The organism is Delftia sp. ZNC0008 (assembly GCF_000799035.1).
GTDB lineage: Bacteria > Pseudomonadota > Gammaproteobacteria > Burkholderiales > Burkholderiaceae_C > Comamonas > Comamonas tsuruhatensis.
The window spans coordinates 1-11,960 of sequence record NZ_JTKZ01000659.1; the positions used below are offsets into that span (position 1 = coordinate 1).

Here is an 11,960-nt window from a genome sequence, read left to right on the forward strand (position 1 = left end):
GTCGCATTTGCTGGAGCCGCCGCCCAGGTTGGGGGCGGCAGTCGCCAGGGTGGGCGTGGCCTGGGCCAGCAGTGCAGCGAGGCACAGCAGGGCGCTGTGCAGCAACTGAATGAGGTACGTCCTAGTGAGCATCATGCTTTCCCCTCGCAACTGGGGCATTCGGCCCCTTTGCAATCCTTGTCGTTTCCATCGCCATCGCCTTCATTGCCTCCATCTCCATCTCCGTCACCGTCACCGTCTTCTTCACCCTCATCGCCCGGCCCCGGCGGCCCGACCGTGGTGCAGCCCACGGTTTCGCAATCGGGCGGTTCACCGGGTTCCGATGTATCGGGCTGGCCTGGGTCCTGCGGATTGCCCTTGTTGCCTGTGTCGGGGATGGATACCGTGGCATCGCTTTCCATAGCGTCGCTTTGCATGTGCAAGGTGGCCTGCGCGACGATGGGCAGCCGTCCGTGCCGTATGAGTTCGGTGTGGAAGGGGTCGCTGCCGTCGTCCAGCCAGCGCAGGTAGTGCTGGTAGATGCCGCGCACCAGCGGGATCTTGAGTTCGTAGCCGTGGGTGACGCGGATCTTGAGCAGGTTGGCGTCCTGCACGCTCTGGCCTGACTTGTTGCCTATGTTTTTGTCCCGGTGTGCCAGGCCGGCGTTGGGAATGGCTCGCACGCCGTATTTCTGCTTCAGGTGTGGAGCGCTCCAGTCGTCGAAGCTCTCGCGCGTGGGGTTGATGAGGTCGATGCGCAGGTGGCCTTCAAGGTCGGCCTTGGCCTTTGTCTTGGCATCCGCCAGTTCGGTGCTGTTGCTGCCACCGCCATACAGCGGAACCATGGCGCGCAGATAGGCCTCGCGGATATCGTCCATGCGCGCATGGGCCATGGTGCCCGCGCGGGCGGCCATGAAGCTGGCGTGATTGATCTGGTTCTTGTTGAAGAAAACCAGGCCGTACTGCAGCAGGGCCAGCCCCAGCAGGGTGATGATGGGGCCGACCACGGTGAACTCGACCATGGCGCTGCCGCGCTGGCGCGGCCTGCGGTATGAGGTGCTCTGGCGCATGAGGATGCCTGCAGGTTTGCGGCCAGCGGACGGGCTTGTATCCACCCGCTGGCCATGCTTCAGGGCCTGTTTGGGTGTGGCAGGGGGATGTGGATGGGCACGTCCGGTCCGGCCTTGTCCTTGCGCATCAGCATCAATTGCATGGTGCCCTGGGGGCCAGCGCCGAGGATGTGGATGATCTCGGCGTGCTTGCCGGTGATTTCGCCTTCGAGGCCATCGAGGGTGTAGTCCTGCCGGGTGAGGGGTGTGTCGGGCCGGGGGGCATCTGCGCGGACGTCGCTCGCAGGGCCTTCCAGCACGACGTTGATGCGTTGGCTGCGCGAGTCAGGGACCAACTGCGAGTTCACAAACGTCAGTTCGGGCACCTCCATCACCGTGCGCCTCCGGCTGACGGGATCCATGTGGTCGATCTTCACGCCAGTGAGCTTGCCCGTGGCGGTATTGAATTCCGCCTCGTAGTTGACGCCGGTGTCCAGTATGTCGGTGGTGTACGGGTCCAGCCGTTGTGCCGTGCCGGCCAGCGTGCTGACACTGCCGATATAGGTCACGGTCGGCTCGCTCGGCGCCTGGCTCTGGTCGGTGAGCAGTCTGATGGCGGAAATCCAGATGGTGTTTTCGCTGCGCATGTTGGGCATGCGGCCGACCATGCTGAGGTTCTGGCCTTCCGAGAAGGTGGTGCCCCAGATGCCTTCCTCATGCTGGTCCGGTGGTCCTACGAGGAAGATGACGCCTGCATCGCCGCTGATGTTCTTGTAGTGGCTCTGGCCCGCCTCCGGGTAGTGCGTGACCTGCGGGTACTGCCTGCCCTGCACGATGAAGGTGTTGCGCCCGACCTGGAAGTCGCGCCTTGCCATGCCGTAGGAGCTGTAGATGAAACTGCTTTCGATGGCCTGGCCCGGCTGCTGGCTATAGGTGAGTGTGGTGTTGTGGATCACACCCATGCCGCTGAAATCGATCAGCGGCGTTTGTTTGTCGGGGTCGATGATGAGTTTGATCAGGTCAGACTCCTCAATGGCCGATGAGGTGGGTTGCAGACAGTTGCCCGTGCTGCTGAGTTTGGTGCACAGCGGGCCTGAGGGGGCGATGAAGACGCCGGAACTGGTGGTGCCTCCGGGGCCTGGGTCTCCCGTGCCGCCTTCGTTGCCGGAGCCGCCACCGCAGGCGGTCAGGGCCAGGCCAGCGGCGCAGGCCAGCAGCCAGGATGCTGGGTATGTCAGCCGCGTGTGCGTGGCACCGTGGTCTGTGGGAGAGGTGATGGATGGATGGTGCATGTCCGTCGGTTTTTTCAATGCGTAGTGGAGGAAGGCCGGCAGGGCCGGCTGGCAATTCACTTTGGTGTGTTCTGGGCAATGCGTTGTGTGGGCACCTCCTCGGCGTTGCATTAGGAGTTGGACCCGTCAGGGGTGAAGGCGCAGACGTTCAGCGCAGCCCCGGCACCTTCGATGGGCCAGGGCTGCAACTGCATGCCCGGCACCAGGCCCTGGCAGGCGATGGCACCTGCACGCATCTCCAGCACATGCCTGCTGCCGCGTTCGCCCCGGCTGAAGCGCCAGGGGACAACGCCAGGGCGCAGGCCGGTGATGCGGCCCTGCCGGTCGAGGTAGACGATGTCGATGGCCTGCCGCATGAAGCAGGTGTGCACGCTGGTGCAGCGCGCGATGAGCAATGCGCAGCGGGCGGCGGGTTGGGCCTGGCCCATGAGGCCGGCAAGGCGCTGCCAGAAGCCGCAGGCCTGGCGCACCAGGAAGGGGGAGGGCGGCATCTGCATCACAGTCCCGAGTTCAGCAGCTTCATCGCTATGGGGAACAGCAAGACGATGAAGGTGCAGGGAAAGATGAAGGCGATCAGTGGAAAGAGCATCTTCACGGGCGCTTCCATCGCGAGTTTTTCCGCGCGCATGAAGCGTTCGGAGCGGCGCTGATCGGCCTGCGCCCGCAGCACGGGGCCGAGGTTCATGCCCATGCTCTCTGCCTGGATCACGGCGGAGGTGAAGTTGGCGACGCTCGGTTCGTTCAGGCGCTCGGCCATGCCGCGCAGGGCTTCGGCACGCGCCTTGCCGGCGCGTATGTCGCGCAGCACGCGCTGGAATTCGTCGCGCACCAGTCCCTGGGGGCCTTTGGCCACGGCCTGGGTCATGGCGCCCTGCATGTTCAGGCCGGCTTCCACGCACAGCGTGATGATGTCCAGGAAGAAGGGCAGCATGCGCAGCAGTTCGCGCCGGCGCACGGCGATGCGATCCCTGAGCCAGATGGCGGGGTAGGTCCAGCCCAGCAGTGCGCCTGCGGCCATGGCCTGCAGATAGATGGGCAGGGCGATGTGGCGTGTACCGCCATCGGCGCCCCGGGGCAGGCCGTCGAAGCTGGAGACCAGCCACCAGGCCGCCAGCGCGGCCACCCCGGCGCCGACGATGCGGCTGGCGATGAACTGCGCAGGACTGAGCGCATAGTCCAGTCCCGCCTGTCGCAACCGCAATTGCACGGCTTGCGCGGTTCTGCCCGTTCCGAGCCGGGGCGACAGGTGGTGGCTGATCCACTGGATGGGCCACCAGACCATGCGCAGGGCCAGTGGCGGCGGATCCTTGTAGCTGCGGTCCTCGGCGGGAACGCTGCTCATCGAGTGGCCCAGGAGCCAGGCCACCAGGGCAGCACTGAGTCCGGCTGCCACAGCGATCAGGGCGAGTATCACGGTGTTGGAGTCCATGGTGCGGCCTTCAGACGTCGATGGCGACGATCTTTCGGATGACATAGATGCCCATGGCCTCGAAGCAGGCGATCACGGCCAGCGCCCCCCAGCCCACGCGGGAGTGCCAGAGCATGGACATGGCTTCAGGCTCCATCCGGTCGAGGATGAGCATGAGGACCAGTGGCAGGGCGCCGACGACCCAGGCCTGCAGCTTTCCCTGGGCGGTGAGGGAGCCGATCTTGGCTTCCATTTGCAGCCGGCTGCGCACGGTGGAGGCGGTGCGCTCCATGGTTTCCGCCAGGCCGCCACCGGTTTCGCTGGCGATGCGCATGGCCGATGTGATGAGCACCGTGCTTTGGGTGGGCACGCGCAGGCTCAGGTGGTTGAGCGCCTGTTCCAGGGATACGCCCAGGCGCTGCTCGCGCAGCATCAGCGAGAACTCCTGGCTCAGTGGCGGGCGGGACTCGGCCACAAGCTGGGCGATGGCGCTGCTCAGGCCCAGGCCAGCGCGCAGGCCCCCGCTGAGCATCATCAGCGCATCGGGCAACTGCTCTTCAAACTTGCGCAGCCGGCGCTTGCGCATGTGCCGGTACAGCAGCCGGGGCAGCAGCCCCAGCGCGAAGAAGGCGGGCACCGCCAGCAGATGGCTGCCGCTGACCAGCCACACCAGGACGCCGCCCAGCGACATGACTGCCAGATTGGCCAGGAAGAGTTTGCGCGGGTCGATGAAGAGGAAGAATTCCGCGGCCTGAAAGCCGGCGCGCTCCGTGAAGCCGGCCCGGTAGCGCCTGAGCGTGGAGCCTCCCAGGTCCAAGGCCAGCCATGTCAGCAGACCGACGCAGAGGGCGACCACGGCCGTGATCAGGGCCAGGACGGTGTCTGGCGAGAGCCCGCTCATGGCCGCTCTCCGGCATGCAGGTCCGCGCTCTCGGAGCCCGGACGGAAGATATCCAGGTCCAGCGCATGGCCGCTGGCGCGCAGTTCGTCGTAGAAGTGGGGAACGACATCGCAGCCGGTGAACAGGCCCTGCACCTTGGCCAGGCCGTTGGCCTGGGCGGCATAGCCTTTGTTGGCAAAGCGGAACAGCTCCTGCAGCTGGATCTTTCCGCTTTCCATGCCGCTGACTTCGCAGATGTGGGTGACCAGGCGTGTGCCGCAGGCAAAGCGGGTCTGCTGCACGATGATGTCCACGGCGCTGGCGATCTGCTCGCGTATGGCCGCCAAGGGCAGTTCCATGCCGGCCATCAGCACCATGGTCTCCAGCCGGGCGAGCCCGTCTCGCGGGGTGTTGGCGTGCAGCGTGGTCAGAGATCCCTCATGGCCCGTGTTCATGGCCTGGAGCATGTCCAGCGCCTCGGCGCCGCGGCATTCGCCGACCACGATGCGGTCCGGGCGCATGCGCAGGGTGTTGCGCACCAGTTCTCGGATGGGCACGCCGCCCTTGCCTTCGACATTCGCGGGGCGCGACTCCAGGCTGATCAGGTGCTCGTGGGCCAGCTTGAGTTCGGCGGCGTCCTCGACGGTGATCACGCGTTCGCCGGACGGGATGAAGTTGGACAGGATGTTGAGCAGCGTGGTCTTGCCAGACCCCGTGCCGCCCGAGACGATGATGTTCTTGCGGGCCTCCACGCAGATGCGCAGGAAGTCGGCCATGGCCGGGCTGAGCGCGCCGAACTGCACAAGGTCGGCGGCATTGAGCTTGCGCCTGGCGAACTTGCGGATGGTCAGCGTGGAGCCCTTGAGCGCCAGCGGCGCGATGATGGCGTTGACGCGCGAGCCGTCCTTGAGCCGTGCATCGACCATGGGCGAGGATTCGTCGATGCGCCGGCCCAGCGGTGCCACGATGCGCTCGATCACGCCCATGACGGCGCGATCGCTGGTGAAGCTCAGGGCATGCTTTTGCAGGCGCCCCGCGCGCTCGACATAGATTTCGTCGAAGCGGTTGACCATGATTTCGCTGACCGTTTCGTCGGCCAGCAATTCCTCCAGCGGCCCCAGCCCCACGGCCTCGTCCAGAACCTGCCTGCGCAGCGCGTTGCGGTCCAGCTGGGCCGGTATCTCGTCGTCCATGTCCTGCAGCGTTCTGGCGATGAGCCGGTCCGCCTCGGCGCGCAGGTGTTCGTCGGACATGCTGGAGACGTCATGGCGGCGCAGGTCCATGGTGTCGATGAGCTTGGTGTGCAGGCGCTTGCGCCATTCGAATTGCAGCGCCTGAAAGTGGGCTTCCCCGGGCTCGGCTGCCGCAGGCTCGGGCGCGTCGGCAGGCACTGCCAGCGCCGTGTCCTGTGTGCTCTGCATGGGCGCTGTGGTGGCGGCATGCGCTGCGGCCGGTACAGGAAAAGGCGCGGCTTGCGGCTCTTCACCGCTGTTCAGGATGCGCAACTGGAACGGGCCAATGCCGATGAGGTCGCCGTTTTGCAGAGGGCCGTATTGGGCGGTGATGCGCTGACCGTTGACCAGCACGCCGCCGAAGCTGCCTGCGTCGTCGATCAGCACGCCCGAGGGGCTGGTGAAAAGGCGTGCATGCTCCTTGGCAAGGCGCCAGTTGTCCAGGCGGACTTCGCACTGGGAGCCTTTGCCGATGGAGCACATATCGGGCACGCTCAACGGCTGGCGCCGGCCGTCGGGGTGGATGATTTCAAGGTCGATCATGGGGGGCTGCCGGTTGCGGAGGTCAGGGGAGAAAGCCACTGGGTCTCGGCCCAGCCCAGCCGGTCATTGATGCGCACGGCCGAGAACTGGGCCTGCGGGGCCTGGGGCAGCACTTGCAGCAGGCTGCCTGCAGGCAGGCTTTGGAGGACTGGGGCGTTGATGTCGGGGGACACGCGCCTGAGGGGAGACAAAGGCGATTGCTCTGAGTCCAGGGTGAGCTGCTACGGCTTCAGCGGCGCAAGATCGACCTGTACAGGTCGGTTTCGACGTCCGGTCTTGCCATCGCCCAACTGACCGGAGTAGTTCAGACCCCAGGCCCATAGGCGACCTTGCTCATCGAGCGCCAAAGTGTGGTAGCTGCCTGCTGCAAACGCAACGACCTTGCTGCCATCCAACGGTGCAAGGTCCACCTGCACGGGCCGGTTTCGAGCTACGGTCGTGCCATCCCCCAACGTACCGTCGTGGTTATAACCCCAGGCCCATAGACGACCTCGCTCATCGAGCGCCAAAGTGTGGAAGGTGCCTGCTGCAAGCGCCACGACCTTGCTGCCGTCCAGCGGTGCAAGGTCCACCTGCACGGGCCGGTTTCGATCTATGGTCGTGCCATCGCCCAACTGACCGTAGGAGTTCTCACCCCAGGCCCATAGACGGCCTTGCTCATCGCGCGCTAGGGTGTGGGAGCCGCCTGCAGCAACTTCCACGACTTTGCTGCCATCCAGCGGCGCAAGGTCCACCTGCACGGGCCGGTTTCGATAGGCGTTCGTGCCATCGCCCAGTTGGCCGTAGGAGTTCAGACCCCAGACCCATAGACGGCCTTGCTCATCGTTCGCCACAATATGGTCGGCGCCTGCTGCAAGCACCACGACCTTGCTGCCGTCCAGTGGTGCAAGGCCCACCTGCACGGGCCGGTTTCGATCTATGGTCGTGCCATCGCCCAATTGACCACCGGAGTTCCAGCCCCAAGCCCATAGACGGCCTTGCTCATCGAGCGCTAGAGTGAAGTTGTCGCCTGCAGCAACTGCCACGACCTCGTTGCCATCTAGCGGTGCAAGGTCCACCTGCACCGGTCGGTTTCGATCGATGCTCGTGCCATCGCCCAACTGACCGGCGTAGTTCCTACCCCAGGCCCATAGACGGCTTCGGTTATCGAGCGCCAGAGTGTGGTTGCTGCGTGTAGCAAGCGCCACGACCTTGCTGCCGTCCAGCGGTGCGATGTCCATCTGCACGGGCCGGTTTCGCTCAGTGCTCGTGCCATCGCCCAACTGACCGAGGTTGTTCCCACCCCAGACCCATAGCACACCTTCACCATTCAGGATCAAAGAATGCGTTTCCCCCGCTACCAGCCTGCTGCCCTGGCCTGCGTCACCACAGAAAAGCGACTTTTCGCCCAGCAAGCGCGATGCAAACCCCGACAGTGGGTCCACGGCCCACAGTTGTACGGCACCATGGCGCGCCCAGGCATTGCCCAATTTCGCCCAGGCAGGGTCGGGCGTTTCGCACTGCACATCCACCGAAACCTCCAGACCGTCTATTGCCGCCAAGCTTTGCTTCAAGGCACCGGCACTGCCTGCGCTAAAGAAAGCCGAAGCGTCGCGTGGCGGTCGAATCGTCAGCATGAACTGGCCCTTGCCCCTTTGGTGCGCCACCTGGTACGCCTGCCGAAAGCCTCTGCCGGGGTAATCCGGGAGGCTGGCTCTTGCGCCCATGGACGACAGCACATACATCGGTAGATCCACACCGGGGGTCACCAGCTTGTCGGCCATGGCGTTCAGATCTGCGGTATTGGCGTAGTAATGCTTGATCAGTTCGATGGAGCCGGACAGGCCCACATCGTGGATGCAGGCTTCGCGGTAGTAGCCCTTCAAGCCCGCGCAAGCAATTTCGCCCGATGTGCGTTGCTTGTCGCTCAACACCACGGCCTTCTCTGGGAAGCTTGGCTGGGCCATGCAGCCGCTGCCAAACAAGCACTCCTGCGGCTTGACCAGCCAGTCGCCGCCAAACAGCGCATACAGCGCCGTCCAGCTCAAGGTGCTGCCATGCGCCAGCACCTCGCCATTGCGGCGGATAAGGTCGTTGCCGGGGCTGCCGTCGTTGTTGCCCAGCATGCCCCGGGCCGCGCCCTGCGCCGCCGCCGGCCGGATGATCTGAACCTCTATCAGCGAAAAGCTGTCTGCCTTGGCTGTGCCTTGTTCAAAATACGGCGTCGATAGCTTGACCGCATATTCCGCAAACGGGCCATTCTGCGGCCACAGCACCGTGACGGCGCGGGGCACCCAATAGGCACCGCCGCCACGTCCGGCAAAATCATCAAAATAGACCAGTCCGCCAGACGGCAGGTTTTGCACCCGTGTGCGGCGCAATCCGTTCCAAAAGCCGTCGTCGCTCAGGCTTGCCAACAGCTGCCCATTGACATGCAGCTCCAGCGTGTTGACATATCCGGCCCACTCCATTCCCGCTGGAGCGAACGGAACTGCCCGCACTTCCACCACATCATTGCCCACCTGCATGGCTGCCGCCTGCGGCCATGAAACGTCGTAGCCAAGCAAAAAACGGGACTGTACTTCAAACCCATGCACTGGCTCTTCATCGGCATCGTGCACGCGCGCCAGGATGTAGTCGCCGCTGGCCACATAGTCGTAGGCAAGGCCGTCGGCCGTCACCAAATGGGGCGAGGCCCAGGTGCGGTCGCAGTCCTTGCTGCCCGGCTCGCAGTTGCATACCAAGGTGTTCGGCTGCTCATCCGCCACCTTGCCGCCTACCGATAGCTGTATCTTGCCTTGGGTTACGCCGCGCGCGGTGCATGCCGCGCTGGCGCTAAAGCTTTGGCGGCCGCCACCGGGCAGCGTGAGCACGGCTGGCGCCGGCCGCAGCGGCGAGCCGGCCAGGCTTGCATTGACGCTTGCCGGTCCCTGGGTGCCAGCTGTGCCCGTGGCGCTGGCCGTATCGCCCACATAGGCCGATGCCATCACCGGCGACACCCAGGTGGCCTTGCAGAAATCAGCATTCCTTTCGGCCTTGCCGCAAAACAGGCCGCCCTTGCAGGCCACCAGCGGCGTGCTGATGGTGCCGCCCCGGGTATCGCATTCGTCCAGTTCGTAGGTGATGTTGCCGGTGGGGTCGTTGTATACCGAGCTGTTCTGCAGGCTGGCATAGCCCGCAGTGCTGCCGGCAAAAATGGATTTCAGCACCGACGGCAGCGTCAGTTCTTTGAATGACACCGAGCCTGTGCCGTCGCCTGCATCCTTTACCTCCTGGATGGCATAGTTAGCCTCTACTTTGCTATCGATGAGCTTGAGGGAAACGCCTGCGCCCACCTCGGCCTTCAGCCCCAGGAAGCTCAAAAAATCCACAAAACCTGATGATGCCAGCACGCTGACCTCGGGCTTGAGGCTGAACGATGCATTCGACGCATCGCTCCACTGCTTGACCGCCGCCGCATTGCGGTTGTCCACCGCCGTGCCCATGCCCAGTTCGGCCTTGGCCTCCAGGCTCACCACCTGAAAGGTGCCGCCAAAGAGGGAGAAAGGCTCAAGTTTGAGCGCCACGCCCACGCCCACACCGCTGCCCAGACCTACGTCCAGCCCCCAGGGCGCGCCGTCCAGTCCCTTGCCGCTGGCGGCGTCACCGCCGCTCATCTGCACTTGGGGCGATGCCATGCCGCCGCGATAGCTCACTTGGCCCGTTTGGCTGAAAAACACCGCCACCCCGGTGTCGGACTTGGGCGTCAGCCCGATCTTGGCCTCGCCATAGGGGCCGGCTTCGAGCTTAATCCCCACCAGCGACGCCAGACGCGCCAGTGGCAGCCCCGTGGATAGCGAGGAGACAATATCTGTTGCGCCATCGATCTTGGCCGAGCATTCCACCTTGGTACCGTTGGCCGCGACGGTGTATTCGATGCCCACGTCAACCTGCGGCGAAATCTGCAATATGGGGGTGAACGTCAGGCTCATGCTGCCGCTGGCATTGCAGCTGGGGGCCACGCTGATCTTGGCTTGCGCCAGTACATTGCCGTCCTGCCAGGCCTCTCGGGCCTTGATGCCGCTGCGCTCCTCGGGGCCAAAGTATTCCAGTTCGGGTTCGCTCATGTCCCCTGGGGCCTGCTGCGACGGCCCCTGGCGGTAGGTGACAAACTCGGGCATGACCCCTTCCCTCACCAGCGGGTCCCCCGGCAGCAGTTCATAGGTGGCGGCCAGGTCAAAGTCCAGAATGGCCAGTTGCTGTCCGCCACTGCCCTCCACCACGCGCAGCACCCTGCCGCCGTAGGGGTAGCTGCCTCCTTCGGGGTGCGGAATGCGTGCATCCACCAGCTGGCCTTCGGCCAGGCCGGCGCCCGCCACTACCAGCGGCTTGAGCAGGACTGCGCCCGGCAGCGCGGCATAGGCTTGGCGCAGGTGCTCGGCAATCTCGGGCATGCTGAAGGCGCTGCCTGGACTGGGCTGTATGCCTTCGCTGAAACGGGCCGGGTAGAGGATGCGGCCCACCTCGATCGGCCGTACGCCCGCACGCCTGGGCCATACCTCAACCACCAACGGCACGCTCCAGCGCTCGGCAATGGCGTTTTGCCCCTTGTCGCCCAGGTCGGGACGAATGCCGATGAGCAGGCGCCCCTTTTGCATGCCGGCTGGCACGCCGATACGCAAGCGGCCGGGGTTGGCGTCGTCCCAGCGCAGGTAGTCTTTGTGGGTATGCGCGGGCACGTAGTCAACTGTGCCGCTGCTTTGTTGCACACGCAGCTCAAAGCGCAGCCGCGCCTGATCGGCCTTGCGCAACGGGCCCAGGCTTTGGCCTGCCGGGTCGATTCTGGCAAGCTCGACCGCATAGCTGCCGCCCGGCTCGGCCACGATAAAACTGGTGCTGATCTGCGTTTTGTGCCAGCGGGGTTCGGGATCGACGGCCGCCAGTACCAGGCTGTGATTTCGCCGCAGGCGCTGACTGCGCGCGGCGCTGCCGGGGGTTTTGTCGGTCTTGAAGGATTGTTCGAGTTGCTCGGGCGTGCTGGGGGGCAGGCGCGAGTCTCCGTCGGCCAGCGCTTGGGCGCGGTCGGCAAAATCGTCAGGACCTTGCGGGTTATCGATAAAGCCACCGCTGCCACCACCGCCGCCGCCTCCTCCGGTGCCACCGCCGCCACCACCACTAGTGGTGTGTGTCACCTCCACGGCGCAACTCGCCTCGTTCTGCAGCCGCAGGCCTGGCTTGCAGATGGTCGTGGTGATGCTGTATTCGTTGGCACTGTCATCGCCCAGGCCAATGCTTCTCAGCACCACGGGATGGCCTGTTTTGTTGCGTACCAGCACGCTGTTATTCTGACCTGGCTGTATCTGCAGCATTGCGGGGCTGCGGCGCAGATCGAGCGTTTGCTGCGGAAGCTGCGCGCGCACCGTATCCATGCCCAACAACCCGGCAGCCACCGCCAAGGCGGCCATGCACGGCAAGGCGCCTGAACCGCGCAGCTTGCCCATGCGGGCCAGAACCAGTGCCAGCAGCATCACGCCCAAGGCTAAAAACAGGTGCGACGGCCCCAGAGGCACGGCCACCGGGGCGGGGCCAAAGGTGACGATGACCTGGGGTGGCAAGACC

8 protein-coding genes are annotated in these 11,960 nt (G+C 64.9%); all 8 read right to left on the bottom strand.

All coding sequences use genetic code 11. The features are described from left to right. Positions 1 to 131: 131 nt before the first annotated feature. On the bottom strand, positions 132 to 1,049 hold the full coding sequence (locus tag L995_RS21670) for a TadE/TadG family type IV pilus assembly protein (protein ID WP_047473665.1): 918 nt from the start codon (positions 1,047 to 1,049) through the stop codon (positions 132 to 134). A gap of 59 nt (positions 1,050 to 1,108) precedes the next feature. Then, positions 1,109 to 2,320 carry a hypothetical protein gene (locus L995_RS21675; RefSeq protein ID WP_052195846.1) on the bottom strand — a complete coding sequence of 404 codons (1,212 nt, stop codon included), beginning with the start codon at positions 2,318 to 2,320 and terminating at the stop codon, positions 1,109 to 1,111. Between the two features lie 110 nt (positions 2,321 to 2,430). Beyond that, positions 2,431 to 2,817, bottom strand: coding sequence for a DUF192 domain-containing protein (locus L995_RS21680; RefSeq protein WP_047473666.1), 387 nt, complete (start codon positions 2,815 to 2,817; stop codon positions 2,431 to 2,433). After that, on the bottom strand, positions 2,817 to 3,749 hold the full coding sequence (locus tag L995_RS21685; RefSeq protein ID WP_047473667.1) for a type II secretion system F family protein: 933 nt from the start codon (positions 3,747 to 3,749) through the stop codon (positions 2,817 to 2,819). Before L995_RS21685 ends, L995_RS21680 begins: the two co-directional genes overlap by 1 nt. 10 nt (positions 3,750 to 3,759) lie before the next feature. After that, positions 3,760 to 4,629, bottom strand: coding sequence for a type II secretion system F family protein (locus tag L995_RS21690; RefSeq protein ID WP_047473668.1), 870 nt, complete (start codon positions 4,627 to 4,629; stop codon positions 3,760 to 3,762). Continuing rightward, complete coding sequence (locus L995_RS21695) at positions 4,626 to 6,383, bottom strand: ATPase, T2SS/T4P/T4SS family (protein ID WP_047473669.1); 1,758 nt, start codon at positions 6,381 to 6,383, stop codon at positions 4,626 to 4,628. The genes L995_RS21690 and L995_RS21695 overlap by 4 nt, the downstream gene beginning before the upstream one ends. After that, positions 6,380 to 6,556 carry a hypothetical protein gene (locus tag L995_RS32230; protein WP_231574499.1) on the bottom strand — a complete coding sequence of 59 codons (177 nt, stop codon included), beginning with the start codon at positions 6,554 to 6,556 and terminating at the stop codon, positions 6,380 to 6,382. Before L995_RS32230 ends, L995_RS21695 begins: the two co-directional genes overlap by 4 nt. Before the next feature lie 48 nt (positions 6,557 to 6,604). After that, positions 6,605 to 11,869 carry an RCC1 domain-containing protein gene (locus L995_RS31470; protein ID WP_231574500.1) on the bottom strand — a complete coding sequence of 1,755 codons (5,265 nt, stop codon included), beginning with the start codon at positions 11,867 to 11,869 and terminating at the stop codon, positions 6,605 to 6,607. Between the last annotated feature and the right edge of the window lie 91 nt (positions 11,870 to 11,960).